At 63.6% G+C, this 20,748-nt stretch carries 24 protein-coding genes and 2 pseudogenes; 13 read left to right on the top strand and 13 right to left on the bottom strand.

The features are described 5' to 3' along the window. Positions 1-159: 159 nt before the first annotated feature. Positions 160-873: a GntR family transcriptional regulator gene (locus CKW40_RS19890; protein ID WP_095201705.1), complete on the top strand. Its 714-nt coding sequence runs from the start codon at positions 160-162 to the stop codon at positions 871-873. Between the two features lie 3 nt (positions 874-876). On the opposite strand, the gene CKW40_RS19885 is transcribed toward CKW40_RS19890, so the two are convergent. Continuing rightward, positions 877-2,106: a GNAT family N-acetyltransferase gene (locus CKW40_RS19885; protein WP_095201557.1), complete on the bottom strand. Its 1,230-nt coding sequence runs from the start codon at positions 2,104-2,106 to the stop codon at positions 877-879. Positions 2,107-2,196: 90 nt separating this feature from the next. Here CKW40_RS19885 and CKW40_RS19880 point away from each other — a divergent pair, with 90 nt between their 5' ends. Then, positions 2,197-3,255, top strand: a complete 1,059-nt coding sequence (locus CKW40_RS19880) for a polysaccharide deacetylase family protein (RefSeq protein ID WP_095201556.1) — start codon at positions 2,197-2,199, stop codon at positions 3,253-3,255. Positions 3,256-3,268: 13 nt separating this feature from the next. On the opposite strand, the gene CKW40_RS19875 is transcribed toward CKW40_RS19880, so the two are convergent. Further along, positions 3,269-3,484, bottom strand: coding sequence for a DUF2842 domain-containing protein (locus tag CKW40_RS19875; RefSeq protein ID WP_095201555.1), 216 nt, complete (start codon positions 3,482-3,484; stop codon positions 3,269-3,271). A 153-nt stretch (positions 3,485-3,637) separates the two neighbouring features. Between CKW40_RS19875 and CKW40_RS19870 the strand changes: the two genes are divergently transcribed. Continuing rightward, positions 3,638-4,729: a COX15/CtaA family protein gene (locus CKW40_RS19870; protein ID WP_095201554.1), complete on the top strand. Its 1,092-nt coding sequence runs from the start codon at positions 3,638-3,640 to the stop codon at positions 4,727-4,729. Between the two features lie 19 nt (positions 4,730-4,748). Here CKW40_RS19870 and CKW40_RS19865 read toward each other — a convergent pair whose 3' ends face one another. The 4 genes from CKW40_RS19865 to speB all read right to left on the bottom strand — a co-directional run bounded on the left by CKW40_RS19865 (position 4,749) and on the right by speB (position 7,955). Then, entirely contained in the window at positions 4,749-5,072 is a 324-nt protein-coding gene (locus CKW40_RS19865; RefSeq protein ID WP_095201553.1) for a hypothetical protein, read from the bottom strand. Positions 5,073-5,150: 78 nt separating this feature from the next. Beyond that, a complete protein-coding gene (locus tag CKW40_RS19860; protein WP_095201552.1) occupies positions 5,151-5,990 on the bottom strand; it encodes an aminoglycoside phosphotransferase family protein in 840 nt (279 codons plus the stop codon). After that, a complete protein-coding gene (gene argC / locus CKW40_RS19855; protein ID WP_095201551.1) occupies positions 5,990-6,916 on the bottom strand; it encodes an N-acetyl-gamma-glutamyl-phosphate reductase in 927 nt (308 codons plus the stop codon). The genes CKW40_RS19860 and argC overlap by 1 nt, the downstream gene beginning before the upstream one ends. A 31-nt stretch (positions 6,917-6,947) precedes the next feature. Beyond that, positions 6,948-7,955, bottom strand: coding sequence for an agmatinase (speB, locus tag CKW40_RS19850; protein WP_095201550.1), 1,008 nt, complete (start codon positions 7,953-7,955; stop codon positions 6,948-6,950). Between the two features lie 123 nt (positions 7,956-8,078). Here speB and CKW40_RS19845 point away from each other — a divergent pair, with 123 nt between their 5' ends. The 3 genes from CKW40_RS19845 (at position 8,079) to CKW40_RS19835 (ending at position 11,912) form a co-directional block, all read left to right on the top strand. Beyond that, on the top strand, positions 8,079-9,287 hold the full coding sequence (locus CKW40_RS19845; RefSeq protein ID WP_095201549.1) for an acyltransferase family protein: 1,209 nt from the start codon (positions 8,079-8,081) through the stop codon (positions 9,285-9,287). Positions 9,288-9,383: 96 nt separating this feature from the next. Continuing rightward, positions 9,384-10,442, top strand: coding sequence for a glycerophosphodiester phosphodiesterase family protein (locus CKW40_RS19840; protein ID WP_095201548.1), 1,059 nt, complete (start codon positions 9,384-9,386; stop codon positions 10,440-10,442). Between the two features lie 81 nt (positions 10,443-10,523). Continuing rightward, positions 10,524-11,912 carry an MFS transporter gene (locus CKW40_RS19835; protein ID WP_244571223.1) on the top strand — a complete coding sequence of 463 codons (1,389 nt, stop codon included), beginning with the start codon at positions 10,524-10,526 and terminating at the stop codon, positions 11,910-11,912. Between the two features lie 95 nt (positions 11,913-12,007). Here CKW40_RS19835 and rpsI (CKW40_RS19830) read toward each other — a convergent pair. Continuing rightward, positions 12,008-12,100, bottom strand: a pseudogene (rpsI, locus tag CKW40_RS19830) (30S ribosomal protein S9); the annotation flags it as partial. Here rpsI (CKW40_RS19830) and CKW40_RS19825 point away from each other — a divergent pair. Continuing rightward, positions 12,096-12,368, top strand: a pseudogene (locus tag CKW40_RS19825) (hypothetical protein); the annotation flags it as partial. The pseudogenes rpsI (CKW40_RS19830) and CKW40_RS19825 sit on opposite strands and share 5 nt — an antisense overlap. A gap of 13 nt (positions 12,369-12,381) precedes the next feature. Here CKW40_RS19825 and CKW40_RS19820 read toward each other — a convergent pair. The 6 genes from CKW40_RS19820 to CKW40_RS19795 form a co-directional block, all read right to left on the bottom strand. Then, positions 12,382-13,170, bottom strand: a complete 789-nt coding sequence (locus CKW40_RS19820; protein WP_027042359.1) for a class I SAM-dependent methyltransferase — start codon at positions 13,168-13,170, stop codon at positions 12,382-12,384. Between the two features lie 290 nt (positions 13,171-13,460). Beyond that, the gene (rpsI, locus tag CKW40_RS19815; protein ID WP_027042360.1) at positions 13,461-13,943 is read right to left on the bottom strand and encodes a 30S ribosomal protein S9; all 483 of its coding nucleotides are present in this window, start codon (positions 13,941-13,943) and stop codon (positions 13,461-13,463) included. Position 13,944: 1 nt separating this feature from the next. Beyond that, positions 13,945-14,409, bottom strand: coding sequence for a 50S ribosomal protein L13 (rplM, locus tag CKW40_RS19810; RefSeq protein WP_010915638.1), 465 nt, complete (start codon positions 14,407-14,409; stop codon positions 13,945-13,947). A 257-nt stretch (positions 14,410-14,666) separates the two neighbouring features. Further along, entirely contained in the window at positions 14,667-15,065 is a 399-nt protein-coding gene (locus CKW40_RS19805) for a type II toxin-antitoxin system HicB family antitoxin (RefSeq protein ID WP_095201547.1), read from the bottom strand. 23 nt (positions 15,066-15,088) lie between these two features. After that, positions 15,089-15,277, bottom strand: coding sequence for a type II toxin-antitoxin system HicA family toxin (locus CKW40_RS19800; protein WP_095201546.1), 189 nt, complete (start codon positions 15,275-15,277; stop codon positions 15,089-15,091). A 47-nt stretch (positions 15,278-15,324) separates the two neighbouring features. Beyond that, the gene (locus CKW40_RS19795; RefSeq protein ID WP_095201545.1) at positions 15,325-15,774 is read right to left on the bottom strand and encodes a PaaI family thioesterase; all 450 of its coding nucleotides are present in this window, start codon (positions 15,772-15,774) and stop codon (positions 15,325-15,327) included. A gap of 154 nt (positions 15,775-15,928) precedes the next feature. Here CKW40_RS19795 and CKW40_RS19790 point away from each other — a divergent pair, with 154 nt between their 5' ends. From CKW40_RS19790 to CKW40_RS19765, 6 genes are all read left to right on the top strand, one after another. Further along, positions 15,929-16,750, top strand: a complete 822-nt coding sequence (locus CKW40_RS19790; protein WP_095201544.1) for an enoyl-CoA hydratase — start codon at positions 15,929-15,931, stop codon at positions 16,748-16,750. 2 nt (positions 16,751-16,752) lie between these two features. Next, positions 16,753-17,175 carry a VOC family protein gene (locus CKW40_RS19785; protein WP_095201543.1) on the top strand — a complete coding sequence of 141 codons (423 nt, stop codon included), beginning with the start codon at positions 16,753-16,755 and terminating at the stop codon, positions 17,173-17,175. Then, the gene (locus CKW40_RS19780; RefSeq protein WP_095201542.1) at positions 17,175-17,957 is read left to right on the top strand and encodes an AAA family ATPase; all 783 of its coding nucleotides are present in this window, start codon (positions 17,175-17,177) and stop codon (positions 17,955-17,957) included. Before CKW40_RS19785 ends, CKW40_RS19780 begins: the two co-directional genes overlap by 1 nt. Next, positions 17,954-18,721, top strand: a complete 768-nt coding sequence (locus CKW40_RS19775; RefSeq protein WP_143748333.1) for a GNAT family N-acetyltransferase — start codon at positions 17,954-17,956, stop codon at positions 18,719-18,721. Before CKW40_RS19780 ends, CKW40_RS19775 begins: the two co-directional genes overlap by 4 nt. Then, a complete protein-coding gene (locus CKW40_RS19770; protein WP_095201541.1) occupies positions 18,718-19,239 on the top strand; it encodes a CoA-binding protein in 522 nt (173 codons plus the stop codon). The genes CKW40_RS19775 and CKW40_RS19770 overlap by 4 nt, the downstream gene beginning before the upstream one ends. A 160-nt stretch (positions 19,240-19,399) precedes the next feature. Further along, positions 19,400-20,680, top strand: a complete 1,281-nt coding sequence (locus tag CKW40_RS19765) for an O-acetylhomoserine aminocarboxypropyltransferase (protein WP_095201540.1) — start codon at positions 19,400-19,402, stop codon at positions 20,678-20,680. Positions 20,681-20,748: the final 68 nt, after the last annotated feature.

Genomic DNA, 20,748 nt, shown 5'->3' with positions numbered 1-20,748 from the left:
ATTGCCTATCAGGCGGGCCATCTTGTGCACTGCACAAATAATGGGCGATTGTGCGCGATCTGCACAAGAATCGTATGCAATCTTTTTTGCCTTCGTGTCCACTTTGCCTCTCGTACGAGAAGGATGAGTCGCGTTAGAAGGGTGCGGGACATCATCGCCATGAACATCGCCGACCAGATCTATTCCGCCACCGACAGCGCCACGCAGGATCGCGCCCAGGCGATCCGCGATCAGCTGCGCGACGCCATAGTCGATCGCCGGCTGGCGCCGGGCACCAAACTGTCGGAAGGCGAGGTCGGCACGCTGTTCGACGTGTCGCGCACTGTCGCCCGCGCGGCCCTGCAGATGCTGTCTTTCGAAGGCCTGGTGCGCACCGAGCGCAACCGCGGCGCGTTCGTCGCCAACCCGTCGCCTGAGGAAGCACGCCAGGTGTTCGCCTCGCGCCGGCTGATCGAGCCCGGCATCGCCATTGCCGCCTGCGGGCGCGTCACCGCCGCCGACATCGTCGCCTTCAGGGCGCAACTCGACGAGGAAGGCCGCTTCATCGCCGAGCGCGGCCCGAATGCGCGACGCTCCGAGATCAAGGCCTCGGGCGATTTCCATTTGTTGCTGGCGTCCGTCGCCGGCAATGCCATCCTGCAGCGCTTCATGGAGGAGCTGGTGGCACGCTCGTCGCTGGTCATCGCGCTTTATGGGCGCTCTGGCGTGTCAGCCTGCGGGCACAGTGAGCATACGGAAATTGTCGGTGCACTGGAAAGCAGCGATTGCGAGCGGGCGAGCCGGCTGATGCTGCACCACATCGATCATATCGAGGCCGATCTCGATCTGCGCGTCAGGGCGGGCCCGGCGCTCAAGGAAGCTCTCAATTTCTGAAAGTTAGCTCTCGTCCTCGCCAGCCGTGGGCGCTGGCTGTCCGGCTGCCTTGCGGCGCAGCATCTTGGTCAGCTTCCAGATCGTCGGGCTGTTCTTGACGAAGGCCTTCAGCCGCGCGCCCTGGCGAAGCGTCTGCGCCAGCACGCGGCCCTTCAGCGTCAACGGGACCAGCACCTCGAAATGCCGGGTTTCGAGATCGCACCACTGCCGCTTGTAGGGCTCGTCGCCGACGGAGAAATCATAGACCGCAAAACCCGTCTCGCAGGCTTCCTGGATGTTGTCGAAGAACAGGAAATCGCCGGGACTGCTGTGCGCGAGATCGTCCTCGGCAATCGCTCCGAACTCGCAGATCAGGCGCTTGCCGGAACGGCTCGACCCGGTGACGGCGCGCAGCTTGCCGGCGACCTCCAGCCCATGCAGCACGAAAGCGGGTTTGTCCTCAGTCAGGGCTTGCGTGAACAGCCCCCGGAAGAAGGCGCGTGTCTGGTCGTCGCCGAAGACGTTGGCGATGCCCATCTTGCGAAAGCGCTGTTCCTTCATCTCGAAGAAGGCGTCGAGCAACCTGTTCACCTCGTCCGGTGTGCGTGCCTCGATGCGCCGGTGGCTGCCCACGGCCTCGAATTTTCGCGTCTGCGATCGATGCTTCTTGCGTTTGCGCTTGCCGCTGGCGCGCAGCAGCAACGCATCGAAGCCGCCGGCAAGATCGACGGCCAGCGAAAGATTGGGGCTGGCGAAGTGATCGAGCGATGCGAGCGGATTGGCGATGCCGTCGAGATCGGGCAGCAATCGTTCCAGCACGATGAGATCGATGTCGGGACGGGCCCTGGCGATAGCCGCAAGAACCGAGCGGACGGCGGCGCTATTCGCCCTGGCCAGCCATTGCGGATCGGCGGCGGCGAAATTGCCATTGGCGTGGCGGCCACCCATGAAACGGGCGACCCGAAACGGGCCCTGGCTGACGACCTCAAGCGCCAGGGCGAAGACCGGCTTGCCTTCGAGCGTGAGCGTTGCGATGAGGAGATCGGGCTTGAGCTGAGCGGCCCAGTTCAGGATCCAGGTCGCGCCCTGCGCCGGCGCATGGAGCGCCGAGCGGCAGAACCCCGCATAGGCCGCGAGCCCCTCGACCGCGGCAACGGAAACCGACAGCCCCTTGGCATCCTTCGGCAGGGCGCGTGGCGAAGCCTCGGTCGCCGCGAGCCGATTGCCGTCAAATGACGCCATTGCGTCAACCATACCTCAATCCTTAAGGCGTATTGATCCCGATTTGGGGGGCGCTCAGGCGTATTCCGTGCTTGGATCAGCCTAGGCGCAAAAGGTGAATGAATGATCGACGGTGGGGAGGCAATCCGGAAGCTGGCGCTCAACGTCGCGCGCTATACCGGCCTCGCACCGCTGGCCAGGCCGTTTGTCGGCGGCATCGGCGCCATCCTCATGCTGCACCGCGTGACGGCGACACCGGAAAAGCCCGACAGCGTCAACCGCCACCTCAACATCGCGCCCAGTTTCCTCGACGCCGTGATCGCCGACATGAAGGCGGACGGCTATGTTTTCGTCTCGATGGACGAAGCCGTGGAGCGCATCAAGGCAGGCGGCAAAGGCGGCCGGTTCGCCACCATCACTGCCGACGATGCCTACCGTGACAACATGACCGAGGCGCTGCCGGTGCTTGAGAAGCACGGCGCGCCGATCACCATCTATGTCGCACCCGGGCTGATCGACGGCACCGCCGATCTGTGGTGGGATGTGGCCGAGGACATCGTCAATGCCTCCAATCGCCTGACCCTGGCGACCTCGAACGGTCCGGAGGTGGTCGATTGCGCGACCCCCGCCAGGAAAGCCCGGGCGATAAGCCGGCTGCATGCCTATCTCGCCACCGAGGTTCGCGAGGAGGATTTGCGGATCGTGCTGCGCGATCTCGCCAGTTCAAATGGCGTCGACGTGGACGCCCCGCGGCTGCGGACACTGATGAACTGGGATGAGATTCGCACTGTCGCCGCCCATCCGCTGGTGACGATCGGCGCCCATACGATCAACCACAGCAATCTGAAGCGGCTTTCCGAAACCGATGCGCGGCACGAGATAGGCGTTGTGAAGGACGTGTTGCGGGCGGAGCTGGGCAAGGAGCCCCGCCATTTCGCCTACCCCTATGGCTATGCCAGCGCCGTCGGCTGCCGCGAAGTCGGCTTCGCCCGCGACGCCGGCTATATCTCCGCCGTAACGACCCGCCATGGCGTGCTGCGCGCCGAACATGCCGGCTTCCTGCATGCCTTGCCGCGCATTTCGATCAATGGCCGCTACCAGAACCTTGCCCATATCCGCACCATGCTGTCGGGCGTGACGACGCCGCTCGCCAATGCCGGCAAGATGCTCGTCACCATCTGATCAACGGGCAGGCTCAGCGCTTCGCCCGCGGCTCCAGCATCAGCCATTTGATGATGCCCATCGCCGGCAGCACCCAGAGCAGGCCGCTGAACAGGAAGAACAGGAATTGCACCAACGGACCCGACTCCGACAGCCGCGCGACCGCGAAGATCGACGCCACCAGCGCGTAGATGATGACCAGCGCCACCAGCAGGAACATTCCGATCAGCTTTTTCAGGCGAATAGGCATGGTATGATCTCGTTGATCGCTATCGCTTAGGCCGAACGCGGGACACGCGCAACCCGCCGCATCAGGCGCGACGGCGTGCCGCGCTGCGCAGTCTTGCCAGTGCCGGTGCGATGGTTCACCAATCCGCGACATTCAACCGGACGGGACAAGATCATGGCTGCCATCTCAGCCGCCGCGCCATACGTTGCCCGCGACCGCGACCTGCGCAACCGGGCGCTCGTGCGCGGCTGGCTTTATGTCGTGGTGCTGGTGCTGTTCGCCTTGGTGCTGGTCGGCGGCGCCACGCGGTTGACGGAGTCCGGCCTGTCGATCACCGAATGGCAGCCGATCCACGGCGTCATCCCGCCGCTGAACGACACCGAGTGGCAGGAGGAATTCCAGCGCTACCAGCAGATTCCGCAATACACCGAGCTCAACAAGGGCATGAGCATCGAGGCGTTCAAGTCGATCTTCTGGTGGGAATGGGCGCACCGCCTGCTGGCGCGCAGCGTCGGCCTGGTCTTTGCCTTGCCGCTGCTGTTCTTCTGGGTGACGCGCCGCATCGAGCGCGGCCTTGGCCCAAAGCTGATAGGCATCCTGCTTCTCGGTGGCCTGCAGGGCGCCATCGGCTGGTGGATGGTGGCTTCCGGCCTGGTCGATCGGGTTTCCGTCAGCCAGTACCGGCTGGCGACGCATTTGACGCTGGCGGCCTTGATCTTTACCGCCACTATGGTCGTCGCGCGTGGTCTGGCGCCGCATTCCGAACCCGCCGCCGACCGTTCGACGCAGCGCCTGGCCGGCTTCATCGTGCTCCTGGCGCTGATCCAGATCTATCTCGGCGGCCTGGTCGCCGGGCTTGATGCGGGCTTGAGCTACAACACCTGGCCGCTGATGGACGGCAAGATCATCCCCGGTGACCTGCTGATCCTCGAGCCGGCATGGCGCAACTTCTTCGAGAGCCCGAAGACGGTGCAGTTCATCCATCGGCTCGGCGCCTATACGGTCTTTGCCGTCGCGCTCTGGCATATGATCGCCACGCGTCGGCGGCTGCCCGGCTCGACGCATGCCCGCCGCGCGACGCTGTTGTTTGTGCTGGTGCTGGTGCAGGCCTCGATCGGCATCGGCACGCTGCTGATGCATGTGCCGCTGCACATGGCGCTCACGCATCAGGGTTTCGCACTGATCGTGCTGGGCTTCGCCGCCGCTCATTGGCGCGGTACCAAGGGTGCTTACCCCTTGCCGCACCAGATCGCGCTCAGGGCCTGATCCCGAGCCTATCAGCCCGTCACATCCAGAATTCGTTGGACTGCGTGGTTTTCTCGCCGTCGAATTCCGCCTGGCGCACGGCGGCGGCGGACGGCGTCGACTGGCTCTGAGCGGCCTTGGCAGCCTTGTCGGCGTCGGCGGCCCTGAGCGCGTCGAGCTTGGCCTGGGCCACGGCGATGTCCTGCCGCACCTGGGCGGCCTTGACCTCATCCGTGATCGCCTTGGCCTGGTCTTCCAACTCCTGGATCTGCTTTTCGAGCGCGGCCTCCTGGGCTGCATTGCTCGAGGAACTGGACGAGGAATACTGGGCTGCGGAGGAGGAGCCCGAGATCGCGCTGACCATGAGAAATCCTTGGGTGGGAGCCAAGGCTCATCGGTAGCCGATCATGGTGAACAATCGATTACCGCCGTATTCCTGGGATCAGAAACCCGCCCGCACTGCCCGGATCGCCTCGGCGACCGACAGCTCGCGGTTCTCCTCGATCGCGTTGTCGTCCTCGTGGTGCCAGGCCGCGGACAGGCAGCCATAGGCGATGGCATGGTCCAGTATCGCTGCCGGTGATTGCCCCAGTGTGCTCGCAAAGACCTCGGCCATGTGCGCTATCCGCACGGGATCGAGGCAAAGCGCATCGCGGTCGAGCGGGTTGTAGAACATGTTGGCGGCATCGAAACCGGGATCGCCGAGCACGCCCTTCGGGTCGATGACCAGCCAGCCGCGCGGTCCCTGCAGGATGTTGTCGTGGTGCAGGTCGCCATGCAGCGGCCTGATATCGTGCGGGTTGGACAGCAGCCGCTCGGCGATGGCTGCGGCCTCGACATAGAGGCTGTCATCACCGGTAGCGCGATCGGTCGCGGCCTTCCTGAACAGGCTGGCGTACCGCTCCCTGAGCGGCTGGAGCTCGGACGGGAAGGGGTCTTTCCCAGGCGAAAACAGTTTCGCCATCACCTCCGCCGCGATCGCGGTCGCGGCGTCGTCGCCCTGCTGGTCGAGAACCCGCGTAAGCAGGGTGTCGCCGGCATATTCGAGCAGCATGCTGTGGCCGTCGCGGCCAAGTAGGCGCACCGCGCCTTCGCCGCGCCGCCAGGCGAGGAAATGCTCGCCGCGCAGTTCGTCGGCGACATCGTCGAAAGGCTTGAGCGCCTTGACGACGGCCGGCGAGCCGTCCTCACGAACAACCTTCCAGATGCGGCTCGAAAAGGTCTCGGCAATGAGTTTGGGCGCGCTGACTTTCCAGCGCGCCGGGAAGGCTGGTGCGCCCATCAAAGCCCGAGCATCAGGTCCATGTTCTGGACGGCTGCACCCGAGGCACCCTTGCCGAGATTGTCGTAGACCGCCAGCAGCAGCACCTGCGCGCGCTTGTCGTTGGCAAAGACATAGACCTTCATGCGGTTGGTGCCGTTGTAGATCTCGGGATCGATCTCCGGCATGCGCTCTAGATGGGCGTAGGGCGCGACTTCGACCACACCGCCCTTGATGGCGGCAAAATGGTCGGCAATGGCGGCATGAAGCTCCGCACCTGTCGGCACATGGCCGAGGCTGCCGAGCTGCAGCGGCACCACGGTGATCATGCCCTGGGCGAAATTGCCGACCGCCGGCTGCATGATCGGATCATGCGACAGCTTCGCATAGGCTCTGAGTTCCGGCACGTGCTTGTGCTGCAGGGTCAGGCCATAGGGCAGGAACTCCGAGGCATCCTCGCCCTTAGCAACATAGTCCTCGATCATCGGCCGGCCGCCGCCCGAATAGCCGGAAATGCCGTTGACCGCGATCGGGAAGTCGGCCGGCAGCAGGCCGGCGCTGACCAGTGGCCTGAGCGTTGCGATCGGTCCCTGCGGCCAGCAGCCGGGATTGGCGACGCGCTTGGCCGTGGCGATGGTCTTGGCCTGATCCTTGTCCATCTCGGCGAAGCCATAGGCCCAGCCTTCGGCGACGCGATGCGCGGTCGACGCATCGATGACCTTGGTGGTGTCGTTGGCGATCAGCGAGACGCTCTCCTTCGCCGCATCGTCCGGCAGGCACAGGATCGCGATATCGGCGGCATTGAGGAATTCGGCGCGCGCCGCCGTTTCCTTGCGACGCTCGGTCGGGATGGAAATGATCTCCAGGTCGCCACGCTCGGCAAGCAGCGCCCGGATCTGCAGGCCGGTGGTGCCGTGCTCGCCGTCGATGAAGATTTTCGGTTTCATGACCTGATCAAATTCCCTGATATCTCAACACTTATATGCCGTGACCGTGATTCACCGCGGCACCGTTGTGATTGCCGTTGTTCATCTCTTCCTGCCGTGCCTTTCGCTCCGCCAGCAGACCGAGATACTGCATGGCCACCATCGAGCCGGCGATCGCCGTTATATCGGCGTGATCATAGGCCGGCGCAACCTCCACGACATCGGCGCCGACAATATCGACCTGGTTGAGCTGGCGCAGCGTCGACAGGATCTTGGCCGAGGACGGTCCGCCGGCCACCGGCGTGCCGGTTCCCGGTGCATAGGCCGGGTCGAGGCAGTCGATGTCGAAGGTCAGGTACGTCTTCTTGCCGCCGGTGCGGTCGACGATGGCGTAGGCGATGTCGGATGCACGCATCTCCTCGATTTCGTGGCCGTAGAGGATCTTGATGCCGAACGTGTCGGGCGCGTGCGTGCGGATGCCGATCTGGATCGATCGGTCGGGATCGATGATGCCTTCCTTGACGGCGCGGCCGACGAAGGATCCGTGGTCGATGCGCTTGCCGTCATCCTCCCACGTGTCCTGATGCGCGTCGAACTGCACCAGAGCGAGCGGTCCGTGGATGGCGGCATGCGCCTTGAGCAGCGGCCAGGTGACGAAATGGTCGCCGCCCAGCGTCAAAAGGAAAGCGCCTGATTTCAGGATCTTGGCCGCTTCGCGCTCGATCGTGCCGGGCGTCTTCTGGTGGTTGCCCGAGTCGAGCAGGCAGTCGCCATAGTCGACCACGGCGAGATGTTCGAACAGATCGCGCGAGAACGGGTATTGCGGGTCATTGTCGAGGATCGCCGAGGCGCGGCGTATAGCCTGCGGCCCGAATCGGGCGCCGGGCCGGTTGGTGACGGCGGCGTCGAAGGGAATGCCCCACACCACCGCGTCCGCCCCCTTCACGTCCTTGGTGTATTTGCGCCGCATGAACGACAGCGCGCCGGAATAGGTCGGCTCAAGGGCGCCGCCCGTTTTGGAGCGGGCGGTGAAGGCATGGTCGATGTTCTTGGTCGCCATTACTGGTCCTCGTTTTCATCGGGGTGCAACAACTACAGAACCGGCATGGAAGATGCCAGTCACAGCTTGGGGAGACGAAACGGCGCCACCCGGGTGCCACGGCAAGACAGGATTTGTACCATCATGACGCAGGCCGCGTTTCTTAATCCGTCCGATGCCATGGTGTCGACCCATGCCGGCACGATAGCAGGCGAGCGCTTCCAGGTTCTCGATTCGTGGCGCGGCATCTGCGCGCTTCTCGTGGCGCTGTTTCATTTCCCGACCGCTTCTGTGATCTCGCAGAGCAGCTTCATTGGTTCGTCCTATCTTTTCGTCGACTTCTTCTTTGTCCTTTCCGGCTTCGTCATCGCCAGCAGCTACGGTGATCGGTTGAACCAGCCCGACCAGGTCGCCCGGTTCGCGCTGGTGCGTTTCGGCCGCATCTACCCGCTGCATCTCATCATGCTCACGGCCTTTGCCGGGTTCGAGCTGCTGCGGCTGATGCTGCCGCAGCTGCATGGCACCGGCGCCGCCCCTTTCACCGGCGGTTTCGATTTGAAAAGCCTGCTTGCCAATCTGCTTCTGCTGCAAGGGATGGGCTTCGAGGATCATCTGACCTGGAATGCGCCAAGCTGGAGCATCTCGGCGGAGTTCTTCGCCTATCTCCTGTTTGCGGGCGTGGTCTTCGTCGCCGGTGCGCGTGCCTGGATATGGTTTGTTGCCGCCGCCGTTACCGCGCCGCTGTTCCTGCTCGGCTTCTCCACGCATCATATGGATGTGTCCTACGATTTCGGCTTCATCCGCTGCCTCTATGGCTTCTCGCTCGGAGCCCTGCTGGCCTGGTTTCAGCATGATTCCATTGCAGGGGCGCGACAGCTCCTCGCCAGGGGCGGCCCGAGGCTGAGCTGGACCCTTGCCGAAATCGTCATGGTGGCGGTCATCGTCCTTTTCGTCTCGCTGGCGGGCAGCAATGATTTCGGCATCGCCGCTCCCCTGGTGTTTGCGTTGGCGCTGTTTCTCTTTGCCCATGAAGGCGGCTGGATTTCTGCTCTGCTGAGGACGCCGTTTATGCTGACGCTCGGCGCGCTGTCCTACTCGATCTACATGGTCCACATCTTCGTCCAGGCGCGCCTGATCAACGTGGCCGGGCTCGTCAAGCCCAAGCTTGGCCTGGGCCTCGTCGGCGACATCGTGCTGCGCGGCTCGCCGGCGACCGGCTTCGGCGCCGGCTGGATCGGGACTGGGGCAATCGTCATCATGCTTGTCGCCACCATCGCCTCCTCCTGGATCACCTGGCGTTTGGTCGAAATGCCGGCCCTGGCCTGGTTCCGGCGGCTGTCGAAGCACATCTGAAGCTGGATATCGCAGACATCCGCTAGCCGGCTTCGTTCACCTCCCTGTCACGGGCATCGCCTATCCCGGCTTCGATCCGGCAAGGAGCGATTCTCGATGTGGACCATCTGGCTGAGCCTTCTGCTTTCCACGGCACTTGCGGCCGTCTCAGGTCAGGCCCTGGCCGGCGAAAGCCGCGCCAGACAGATCCTCGACCGCTTCGAACATGCCAACCAGTGGCGCGACCATGTCATGGTGGCGGCGCACCGGGCCGGCAGCATGCAGGCCGGCAAGACGCTCTATGCGGAAAATTCGCTTGCGGCTGTCGAAGGCTCGATCGCCATGGGCGCCGAGATTGTCGAGGTCGATATCCGGCGTTCGAAGGACGGCGAGCTCGTCGTCATGCATGACAGCTGGCTCGACCGCACCACGACCTGCAAGGGCGAGGTGGTGAAATACACGTTGGCTGAACTCAGGACATGCCGGCTGGTGATCGAGGGCACCCACGCCGTTACCAATGAGACGGTCTCGACGCTGCGCGAGATGCTGATGGCGACCCGGGACCGGATCCTCATCAATCTCGACAACAAGCTCGACGTCGGCGATCTGCCAGGCATGATCGCGGTGGCGCGCGATCTCGGCATGGCCGACCAGGTCATCGTCAAGGAGAACCTCTGGAACCAGACCAGGATTGCGACGGTCAAGTCAGCCATGGCCGCGATCGGCGGCGGCTTCCAGTTCATGCCGATCATCGCCGATGACGCGGTGCACGATGCCGGTTTCGCCGAGACGGTCGACCACGCATTTGCGCCGCGTGCGATTGAACTGATCAACTGGCGGGCGGGTGCCGAAACGCTGACCGAAACCGGCGGACCGCTGTTCAGCACGCGCATGCGCGCGGCAGCGGTGCGAGGCAACTGGCACATCTGGGCCGATACCTACGCCATCGTCAACAAGCCGGGCGGTTTCCTCGCCGGCGGCCGTGGCGACGAACTGGCGGTGCAGGCCAGCCTGCCGCGCGAAGCCTGGGGTTTCTGGGCCGATCGTGGCGCCACCATCATCCAGACCGACGAGCCGAAGGCGGCCATCGACTGGCTGGCGGCGAACGGTTTTCGCGTGCCTTATGCCGGGACAGGCGAACGCATCGAGCCCGCCGCGACCGCCAGCATCAATTGATTTGCCGTGATCGGCATCCCGGCCTGGTTGTCGCAGGCTGGCCTCTCCTGACGGAACGGTGTCAGTGACGAACCGTTACCCATGGGCATGTCCGACACCATCGTTTTCAAGCCCCGCGCCGCCTATGCCGCCACCGTCGCCGCGACCAGTCTCGGTTTCGTCGTGGTGCAACTCGATGTCTCCATCGTCAATGTCGCCCTGAACAGGATCGGCGCGGCGCTGTCGATGGGCATAGGCGGCCTGCAATGGGTGGTTGACGCCTACACGCTTGCCTTTGCTTCGCTGCTGCTTGCCGGCGGCGCGCTCGGCGACAGGATTGGCGCCCGCCGCGTTTTCGTCGGCGGCATGGCGCTGTTCAGCATCGCCTCGCTGGTCTGCGGGCTGGCGCAGAGTCCCTGGGTGCTGATCGCGGCGCGTGCCGTGCAGGGCGCGGGCGCGGCCTTGCTGATGCCGTGTTCGCTGGCGCTGCTCAACCGCGCCTACGCCTCCGACAAGCCCCGCCGGGCGCGTGCCGTCGCCCTGTGGACTGCGGCGGGCGGCATCGCGCTGTCGGCCGGGCCGGTGCTCGGTGGCTTCATGGTCGCGTCGCTTGGCTGGGCCAGCATCTTCCTGGTCAACCTGCCCATCGGCGCTCTCGCCATCTGGATGGCCTACCGGTTTCTGGAGGAAACGCCGCCAAAGGCCGGGAATCCGCCGATCGACTGGGCCGGGCAGGGGCTTGTCGTGCTGACGCTGTTTTCGCTGACCGGCACCTTCATCGAAGCCGGATCGTCGGGCTGGACTTCCTTGCCGGTCATTGGCGGATTGATCCTGGCGGTGGTGGCCGGAAGCCTGTTCCTGCTGGTCGAGAGCCGGAGCAAGGCGCCGATGTTTCCGCTAAAGCTGTTTGCCAGCCGCATCCCGGCGGTGACGAGCCTCGTCGGGCTGGCGGTCAATTTGACGCTTTACGGCACGATCTTCATGCTCAGCCTCTACTTCCAGAAGGAAAGGCATTTTTCGCCCGAGATGACCGGGCTCGCCTTCCTGCCCTTTATGGCGGCGGTCACGGTGTCGAATGTCGCCGCCGGACGTATCGCGGCAACCTATGGCTCACGCCTGCCGATGGCGATCGGTCTGCTCATTGGCGCGGCCGGTTTCGGCCTGATGGCGCTGATCCAGGCCGACACGTCCTATCTGTCGCTGCTATGGCGGCTGCTGTTCCTGCCGATCGGCATTGGTCTCGCCGTGCCCGCGATGACCACGGCGCTGTTGTCGTCCGTGCCGACGGCGATGTCGGGAACAGCTTCGGGCGTGCTCAACACCGTGCGCCAGTCGGGCGGGGCGATCGGCGTCGCGCTGTTCGGCTCCGCCCTGGCGCTGGGCACGATCCAGGGCATGCAGATTGCTTTCCTCGCCTCCGCGCTCGCGGTGGCGTTCTCGGCAGTCTGCGCGTTCCTGTTCATCCGCGATGCGGACCATTCCGCCGGATAGGACGCCAAATGCAAAAAGGCCGCCCGGGGCGGCCTTTTCGATTGTCGAAAACTGCGGAGCGCTTAGCGCTTCGAGAACTTGGCCCCAAGCGCTCTTTAGCGCTTGGAAAACTGGAACGAGCGGCGGGCCTTCGCTTTGCCGTACTTCTTGCGCTCGACGACGCGGCTGTCGCGGGTCAGGAAGCCGCCCCCCGGGCCGGCTGATGCCAATGCATCGACGACGGCGCCCGCGGCCATGGGCGGCACGGTCGCGCTCGGCCACACCGAATGCGACGTGGTGCGCGGCATCGGCACGCCCTCGAACGTCAATCTCTCCAGTGACGGTGCCGGCCGGCGCGTCGCTGTGGTCACCTGGACGACCGGCCCGCGTGCGGGCATCTACACGTTCACGTCCGGCCGCCTGTCCTCGATCGAGGGCACGCCGGAAGCGCCGGCGAAGAAGAAAGCGGCGACGTAAGGCGCCGCACGCATTAGGCGGCCTTTCGCCCCTTGATCGCCGTCGACCAGGCGTGAACCGTGATCGCTCCCGTGGCGCTTGCCGGCAGTCTGTCCTTTAGTCGGCGTTTCAGCTCCGCGCTCTCCGCATCCGACAGCTTCCCGACGATTCCGCTCGGGCTGCTCACGACCATGGATAGCCAATAATCGTCGAAGTCAGCGAAGGTGCGTTCGACGACAAGCTCGCGCGTCTCGACATCGCGGATGCCGAGCTCCGCCCAGAGCGCCTTCAGCGCCGCGAAACGCGAGACCTCCGCGCTCGGCGGACGTGCGGCCGGTTTGCCCATCGCGTCCATCTCCTCCCACAAATGCTGCGTAGGGGTGCCGCCGCGCATGACGTCCCAGGTGTAGGACGCGACAATGCCGCCGGGCTTGGTGACGCGGAGCATTTCCGAGGCGCCCTTGCGCGGGTCGGGGACGAAGAACAGCACCAGCGCCATCACCGCGACGTCGAAGCGGTTGGCGTCGTAGGGAAGGGCCATCGCATCGCCAATCGACAGCTCGACCTGCTTTGCCGAGATTTTTTGCCGAGCAGTCGCAATCTGCGCGTCGGAGGGATCGATCGCGCAAACGGACGAAGGGGCGGACTTCGCTAGAATGAGCTCAGTGAACGCGCCGTTGCCGGCACCGACATCAACCCAGGCCCGTCCGGAGTCCGGCGCCAGCCAGTCGAGGAACAAAGCCCCGGCGGATCGGCTCCAGGGAGCCATGAAGCGCTCGTAAGCCGCGCCGTCGGTGAATTTGATCGGTTCGGGTGACGACATCTGAGATCTCCCCTAAGAATTACCTATCCAAATATCCTTTGGACCGAAAAGGCCGGTCCCTGTTTCGTAGCATCGTGCCGCGCCGCGCGCGACGGGCCGCAGCAAATTTGCCAAGCCTGACATTTTCCGGATGTGCAACACGGCTTGCATCTATCGAATGCCGCGCCGCGACGCCGATCATTCCGCTGGATAGGACGCCAAATGCAAAAAAGGCCGCCCGGAGGCGGCCTTTTCGATAATCCAGAACTGCGGAGCGCTTAGCGCTTCGAGAACTTGGCCCCAAGCGCTCTTTAGCGCTTGGAAAACTGGAACGAGCGGCGGGCCTTCGCCTTGCCGTACTTCTTGCGCTCGACGACGCGGCTGTCGCGGGTCAGGAAGCCGCCCTTCTTGAGCACGGCGCGCAGCGCCGGCTCGTAGTAGGTCAGCGCCTTCGAGATGCCGTGGCGAACCGCACCGGCCTGGCCGGACAGGCCGCCGCCGACGACGGTGGCGACGATGTCGTACTGGCCTGCGCGGTTGGAGGCGATGATCGGCTGGTTGAGGATCATCTGCAGGACCGGACGCGCGAAATAGGTCGCGAATTCCTTGTCGTTGACGACGATCTTGCCGGAACCCGGCTTCACCCAGACGCGTGCAATGGCGTTCTTGCGCTTGCCGGTGGCATAGGCGCGGCCCGACTTGTCGAGCTTCTGGACGTGGACGGGTGCAGCCGGCTGGGTATTCGTGTTGCCGGTGGCGGCGCCCAGTTCTGCGAGCGAGGAAAGCTCAGCCATCTTATGCGACCTTCTTGTTCTTGGAATTCAGCTTGGCCACGTCGAGGACTTCTGGCTGCTGGGCGACATGCGGATGCTCGGCACCTGCATAGACGCGCAGGTTCTTCATCTGGCGACGGCCGAGCGGGCCACGCGGGACCATGCGCTCAACGGCCTTCTCGACGACACGCTCGGGGAAACGGCCCTCGAGCAGCTGGCGCGCGGTGCGCTCCTTGATGCCGCCGGGGTGACCGGTGTGCCAGTAATAGACCTTGTCGGTGAACTTCTTGCCGGTGAACACCACCTTGTCGGCATTGATGACGATGACATTGTCGCCGTCGTCGACATGCGGGGTGAAGGTCGGCTTGTGCTTGCCGCGAAGATGATTGGCGATGACAGTGGCGAGACGACCAACGACGAGACCTTCGGCGTCGATCAGGATCCACTTCTTCACCACATCCGCAGGCTTCTGCGAAAAGGTTGTCATGTTTTCTGCTCTCGGTTCTGACCTTCAAAGAGAAGGCGTTTCTTGTTGCTTGGATTGGCGATGAGACGCTTGCCCGCCGCCAATAACAAAACGGCGGCCTTGGCGGGCCGCTGCTTCGTGAGGGCTTATAGGCGAGGGGAGGGATCGCGTCAAGGCAAGTGAAAAAGCAAATTTCGAAGAAAGATAAGCAAAAACAGACGCTTATTCGAAAGGTATTATTTTACCACATCTGTCGGCGCCTATGCTCCTGGTCCGCCTCAGTGTTTTGCCTCGATTTCCTTGCGAGCTGCGCTGGAAAGGAACGCGGATCGCGTAATGCCGCGCTCGCGCGCGGCTGCGTCGATCGCCCGTAGGACGCCACGCTCGAAAGTCACATTCGCCCTCACGACCGCGCTGTCATTGTCGATGAGCGGCACCGAGACCAGATAGCCGCCTTCAGCAAGCGCGCTGCGTATATCGGGAAGAGCGACGATCGCTTCGTGGCTGGACGGCTCTGGAACCGGCATATCCTCCGCCCACAATTGCAAGGCTTCAACCGCATTGGGCACGATGTCCTCGGCCGTATCCGCGGCCGAAAAGCACCCGGGAATGTCGGGAAAGCGAATACCGAACGCGCTGTCGGGGTCTTTCTCGACCAAGGCGAAATAATTCTTCATGAGGGTCTCCGGCGCAACTCCGCCTATCCGATCCAACCAGCTTGCTTGGCGATCGCGCGAGCAGTGCCGGTAGGCAGGTCTCTTTCGGGGTGCGGAACAATCAGCACGATCTCGCCCTTCCGGAATTTGTGGTGCGAGCCGCGTATCGAAATCAGCTCGAACCCATCCTCCTTGAGGCGCTTTATGATCTTACGGCTGTCACGCTCAAGCAAAAGTCACCTATGCGCATATATATACACATTGCCCGGAAGTTCAATGATCACACTCGCTTGGGCGGGATCGAATAGGTGCCCGTGGCGTGCGCGATTGTCTGTCCTTCCGGGCCGGCGACGATGTCTATGTCGAACACCATCAGGCTCTTTCCGAGCTTCAGGATGCGGCAATGGCCATCGATCGGCCCGGCCTCGGCCTTGCGGACGAAGTTGATGTCGAGGTTCACCGTAACCGAGAGCGCGTCCGGTCCGGCATGGGAGAGCACGCAGACATAGCCACCAATGTCGGCCAGCGTGAACAGCGACGGACCGGACACGGTTCCACCGGGGCGCAAATGCCGCTCGCCGGCATTGAGCCGCACGGTGCAGCCGCCCGGGAAAACGTCGATCGCCTCGTAATATTTGAACTGCTCGTTGAGTTGCGGATAGACGGTTTCCATCAGCACATTGACTTGTGCCGCGGTCAGCACCGGTTTGAGATTGGTCTGGGCGGGCATGTCGGTCTCTCATTCTGCGCCAGACCTGTATGAGCGCGGCAGGGCGTTCCTGGCAACACCTTCGATCCTCTGGCGCAAGCGATGGGTGTTGGATGAAAGCCGATCCGATATTAGATAGTCTGCCAGCCCGACCGGAATCGTGGAGACCTTAGCCATGGCCGAAATCCTTGCCATCAAGCCTGCTCCTGTTGAAGGTCCGGTTGTCGCACAACTGGACAAGGGCGTGCTGCGTCTCACGCTCGCCAATCCGCCCGCCAACGCTCTTTCCCTGGCGGTGATGGCGGCGCTGACGGCGGAACTCGACCGCGCCAAGGCCGACAAGGCCGTTCGCGTCATCATCCTGTCGGCCGCCGGCAAGGTGTTCTGCGCCGGCCATGATCTCAAGGAAATGACCGCGCGGCGTGCTGACGCCGATCGCGGCAAGGCCTTCTTCGAAGAGACCTTTGCCGCTTGTGCCGCACTGATGCAGGCGATCGTGCGCCATCCCTTGCCTGTCATCGCCGAAGTCGACGGTCTCGCCACCGCCGCCGGGCTTCAGCTGGTCGCCAGTTGCGATCTGGCGATCGCTTCGCATGAGGCGACCTTCTGCACGCCGGGCGTCAACATCGGCCTGTTCTGCTCGACGCCGATGGTGGCGCTGTCGCGCAACGTCTCGCGCAAGCAGGCGATGGAGATGCTGTTGACCGGCGAGACGATCGACGCGGCAACGGCCAAGGACTTCGGCCTGGTCAACCGCGTCGTGCCGCGCGAATACCTGAATCAGATTGTCACCAAATACGCGCAAACCATTGCTTCCAAATCATCTTTGGTGGTCAAGACCGGTAAGGAGGCCTTTTACGCACAGGCCGAAATGGGACTGGCGGATGCCTATGCCTATACCGGCCGCGTCATGGTCGAGAACATGCTGGCGCGTGACGCCGAAGAAGGCATCGGCGCCTTCATCGGCAAGCGCAAGCCGGAATGGACGGACGAGTAGTCGTGGAACCGCGCATCTCCATCGTCACGATCGCAACGGACGATCTCGATCGCGCGATGCGTTTCTACGAGGCAATGGGCCTGAAACGGCATGCCGGCATCACCGACGGTGTCGCCTTCTTCCAGATGGGTGGCGCCATTCTCGGCCTGTTTCCGCGCGCCAGTGCCGAGGAGGATGCGGGGCTTGCCTTCGCCAAGGCGCCTTCCGCCCTCTATCTCGCCTACAACACCCGCTCTGACGCCGAAGTCGACGAGGTGCTCGCCATGGCCGAGAAGGCCGGCGGCCGCATCGTCAAGCCGGCCGGTCGCGCCTTCTGGGGCGGCTGGTACGGCTATTTCGCCGATGCCGACGGCCATGTCTGGGAAGTGGCGCACAATCCGGCCTTTCCGATCGCGGAAGACGGCACGATTTCGCTGCCCGGGTGATGGCCTATCGCAAGCAGCTGACGCGGCTCAAGGCGCCCTATCTCAAGCGCATCCTGCTCGATCCGGAGCGGGTGTCCGACTGGGAAAAATACCCCTGGAACCTGCCGCTGTTTCGCGGCCGCGAATTCGAACTCGAATTCACCACGCCGATCACCATCATCGTCGGCGAGAACGGTACAGGGAAATCCACGCTTCTTGAGGCGATCGGCGCGCTGGCTGGCTACGACGAGGCCGGCGGCGGCAAGGGCTACCGCCCGGTCGACCACTCCAGCGCCATCGACAAGAGTGGCGCCGCGCTGGCAAACACTTTTCGTGGCCACTGGCTGCCGAAAGTCACCGCCGGCTGGTTCTTTCGCGCCGAATCCTTCTACTCGGTGGCCCGCTACCTCGACCAGGCAGCGCTGGAAGACCCGTTCAAGCCGCCGCCGCCGGACTTCCTGTCCTGGTCGCATGGCGAGGGTTTCATCCGTTTCTTCGAGGAACGCTGCCGCAGGCAAGGCATCTACATCCTGGACGAGCCGGAGAGCGCTCTGTCTCCATCGCGTCAGATCGAATTGCTGAAGATGCTGCGGCGCATGGACCAGTCGGGCACCGCGCAGGTGATCATGGCGACGCATTCGCCGCTGCTCATGGCCTGTCCCGGTGCGCGGTTGTTCCGCATCAGCCGGTTCGGGCTCGACCCGACCGATTTCACCGACACCGATCATTTTCGCATGATGCGCGACTTCTGTAGCGATCCTGACATGTTTATGGAGGAAGCGCTGCGGGAAGACGACGCGTGACGGTGCGCATGACGGACGACGATCTCAATTGGCGGATGGAAGAGGCGTGCCGCGACGCCTGGCCGGCAGCGACCGAGACGGTTGTCGACGGTTGGCTGCTGAGACGTTCGGGCGGCAGGATCCGACGCGCCAATTCCGTCAATCCCTTGCGTGGCAGGCGCGGCGCGCCTGACGCGGTGATCGATGCTGCCGAGGCCTTTTATGCCGGTCACGGCCAGACGCCGCTGTTTCGCGTGCCCGATATCGCCAACGAGCTCGAAGCCGCGCTCGTCGGCCGCGGCTACCAGTTGGAAGGCGGAACGATCCATCTCCATGCGGGAATCGACGATCTGGCGGAGGTTCGCGACGAACATGTCACGGTTTCGCCGATGCCAGGCGAGGACTGGTTCGCGGCGCGGTTTCGCATGGGCGCCTATGACGACGCCGACCGCTGTGTCTTTCGCGAGATGACAGGGCTGATATCAGGCGATCGGGCGTTCGTGTCTTGCGAGCGCGACAATGAAATTGCCGCCTTGGCCTATGGCGTCATCCGCGATGGGCTGCTTGTGGTGGAGTCGGTTGAGACCGATGCCAGGTTCAGGCTGCAGGGCTTGGGCCGCAGAACGGTTGGCGGCCTGATCGATTGGGCATGGCGGGCAGGTGCGTCGGCGGCATGTCTACAGGTCGTCGCCGACAACACGCCTGCTCGCGCGCTTTATGCCTCACTCGGCTTCAGCCGCGAACTCTACCGTTATCACTACCGCAGGAAGGCGATTGCCGCATGAACCACGATGCCTACGACAACACCTACATAGGCGGCATCCTCAATTCGGTGAAGACCATCGCCATGGTCGGCGCGTCGGCCAATGACGTCAGGCCGAGCTATTTCGTGCTGAAATATCTGCTGGCCAAGGGCTTTTCGGTGATACCGATCAATCCTGGCCAGGCCGGCAAGGAGATCCTCGGCCGAATGACCTATGCCAGGCTGGCCGATATTCCGGAGCCGATCGACATGGTCGACATTTTTCGCGCCGCATCGGCCGTGCCCGGCATCATCGACGAGGTGTTGCGGCTCGATCCCTTGCCGAAAGTCGTCTGGATGCAGCTTGGCGTGCGCCATGACGAGGCCGCCGCACGCGCCGAGGCGGCCGGCATCAAAGTGGTGATGAACCGCTGCCCCAAGATCGAGTACGGCAAGCTGTCCGGCGAGATCGGCTGGACCGGCGTCAATTCAGGCGTCCTGTCGTCGAAGAAGCCGCTGATGCGCCAGGGCTTCCAGAGCTTTGGCGTACGGCAGAAATAGGTAGCGGGAGAGAAGCGCAAAATTATTCCGGCTAGCGCCGTATTTCCCTGCAGCTTGGTCGAAGGTCCCACGCCGAAGGGTTTTTTCTTCTTTGCATTCCGAGCCGGGCTTCGCCAAAAATGCCCGGCGAATTTCAGAAGGTTCTTGAGGGAGGTTTTCAGTGACCCGTACGCCCGGTTTCAACACGCTCGCCGTCCATGCCGGCGCCAAGCCCGATCCGGCCACCGGCGCGCGCGCCACGCCGATCTACCAGACGACCTCCTTCGTCTTCGACGATGCCGACCACGCCGCCTCGCTGTTCGGCCTGAAGGCCTTCGGCAACATCTACACCCGCATCATGAACCCGACGCAGGCCGTACTTGAAGAGCGCGTCGCGGCACTTGAGGGCGGCACGGCTGCCCTTGCGGTCGCATCCGGCCATGCCGCGCAGGTCATCGTGTTCCACAATCTGATGCAGCCGGGCGACAATTTCGTTGCCGCGACAAGGCTTTATGGCGGCTCGATCAACCAGTTCGGCCATGCCTTCAAGAATTATGGCTGGGAGGTGCGCTGGGCCGACACCAACGACGTCTCGACCTTCGAAAGCCAGATCGACGACAGGACCAAGGCGATCTTCATCGAGAGCCTGGCCAATCCGGGCGGCACCTTCGTCGACATCGAGAAGATCGGCGATATCGCCCGCAAGCACGGCCTGCCGCTGATCGTCGACAACACGCTGGCCTCGCCGTACCTGATCCGGCCGATCGAGCACGGCGCCGACATTGTCGTCCATTCGCTGACCAAGTTCATCGGCGGCCATGGCAATTCGATCGGCGGCGTCATCGTCGACGGCGGCACCTTCGACTGGTCGAAGTCGAGCAAATACCCGATGCTGTCGGAACCGCGTCCCGAATATGGCGGCCTCATCCTGCACGAGACCTTCGGCAATTTCGCTTTCGCCATTGCCGCGCGCGTGCTTGGCCTGCGCGACCTCGGCCCGGCGATATCGCCGTTCAACGCCTTCCTCATCCTGACCGGCCTGGAAACCTTGCCGCTGCGCATGCAGCGTCATTGCGACAATGCGGTCACCGTCGCCGGCTGGCTGTCCAACCACCCCAAGGTCGCCTGGGTGAACTATCCCGGCCTGCCCAGCGACAAGAACAACGCGCTGCAGAAGAAATACTCGCCGCTCGGCGCAGGCGCCGTGTTCACTTTCGGCTTGAAGGGCGGCTATGAGGCCGGCGTCAAATTCGTCGAGGCGCTGGAACTGTTCTCGCATCTGGCCAATGTCGGCGACACCAAGTCGCTGGTCATCCACCCGGCCTCGACCACGCATCGCCAGCTTTCCGACGAGCAGAAGGTCAAGGCTGGAGCCGGCCCGGACACCGTACGGCTTTCGATCGGCATCGAGGATGTCACCGACATCGTCGCCGACCTCGAACAGGCGCTCGCCAAGGTCTGATTTCTTGGGCAGTAGTGAGAAGTGAGTGAGTAGTCAGTAGTGATTAGTGAGTAGTTAATCGCGCGTTG

This window comes from Mesorhizobium carmichaelinearum, assembly GCF_900199455.1.
In the GTDB taxonomy this organism is placed as follows: domain Bacteria; phylum Pseudomonadota; class Alphaproteobacteria; order Rhizobiales; family Rhizobiaceae; genus Mesorhizobium; species Mesorhizobium carmichaelinearum.
Note: the sequence above shows the minus strand (reverse complement) of the source record. Positions and strands in the feature narration are given on the sequence as shown.

Bases quoted from the DNA above. Each gene is read 5' to 3' on its own strand.
- CKW40_RS19890 (WP_095201705.1), top strand. From the start codon at position 160: ATGAACATCGCCGACCAGATCTATTCCGCCACCGACAGCGCCACGCAG.
- CKW40_RS19885 (WP_095201557.1), bottom strand. From the start codon at position 2,106: ATGGTTGACGCAATGGCGTCATTTGACGGCAATCGGCTCGCGGCGACC.
- CKW40_RS19880 (WP_095201556.1), top strand. From the start codon at position 2,197: ATGATCGACGGTGGGGAGGCAATCCGGAAGCTGGCGCTCAACGTCGCG.
- CKW40_RS19875 (WP_095201555.1), bottom strand. From the start codon at position 3,484: ATGCCTATTCGCCTGAAAAAGCTGATCGGAATGTTCCTGCTGGTGGCG.
- CKW40_RS19870 (WP_095201554.1), top strand. From the start codon at position 3,638: ATGGCTGCCATCTCAGCCGCCGCGCCATACGTTGCCCGCGACCGCGAC.
- CKW40_RS19865 (WP_095201553.1), bottom strand. From the start codon at position 5,072: ATGGTCAGCGCGATCTCGGGCTCCTCCTCCGCAGCCCAGTATTCCTCG.
- CKW40_RS19860 (WP_095201552.1), bottom strand. From the start codon at position 5,990: ATGGGCGCACCAGCCTTCCCGGCGCGCTGGAAAGTCAGCGCGCCCAAA.
- argC (WP_095201551.1), bottom strand. From the start codon at position 6,916: ATGAAACCGAAAATCTTCATCGACGGCGAGCACGGCACCACCGGCCTG.
- speB (WP_095201550.1), bottom strand. From the start codon at position 7,955: ATGGCGACCAAGAACATCGACCATGCCTTCACCGCCCGCTCCAAAACG.
- CKW40_RS19845 (WP_095201549.1), top strand. From the start codon at position 8,079: ATGACGCAGGCCGCGTTTCTTAATCCGTCCGATGCCATGGTGTCGACC.
- CKW40_RS19840 (WP_095201548.1), top strand. From the start codon at position 9,384: ATGTGGACCATCTGGCTGAGCCTTCTGCTTTCCACGGCACTTGCGGCC.
- CKW40_RS19835 (WP_244571223.1), top strand. From the start codon at position 10,524: ATGGGCATGTCCGACACCATCGTTTTCAAGCCCCGCGCCGCCTATGCC.
- CKW40_RS19820 (WP_027042359.1), bottom strand. From the start codon at position 13,170: ATGTCGTCACCCGAACCGATCAAATTCACCGACGGCGCGGCTTACGAG.
- rpsI (WP_027042360.1), bottom strand. From the start codon at position 13,943: ATGGCTGAGCTTTCCTCGCTCGCAGAACTGGGCGCCGCCACCGGCAAC.
- rplM (WP_010915638.1), bottom strand. From the start codon at position 14,409: ATGACAACCTTTTCGCAGAAGCCTGCGGATGTGGTGAAGAAGTGGATC.
- CKW40_RS19805 (WP_095201547.1), bottom strand. From the start codon at position 15,065: ATGAAGAATTATTTCGCCTTGGTCGAGAAAGACCCCGACAGCGCGTTC.
- CKW40_RS19795 (WP_095201545.1), bottom strand. From the start codon at position 15,774: ATGCCCGCCCAGACCAATCTCAAACCGGTGCTGACCGCGGCACAAGTC.
- CKW40_RS19790 (WP_095201544.1), top strand. From the start codon at position 15,929: ATGGCCGAAATCCTTGCCATCAAGCCTGCTCCTGTTGAAGGTCCGGTT.
- CKW40_RS19780 (WP_095201542.1), top strand. From the start codon at position 17,175: ATGGCCTATCGCAAGCAGCTGACGCGGCTCAAGGCGCCCTATCTCAAG.
- CKW40_RS19770 (WP_095201541.1), top strand. From the start codon at position 18,718: ATGAACCACGATGCCTACGACAACACCTACATAGGCGGCATCCTCAAT.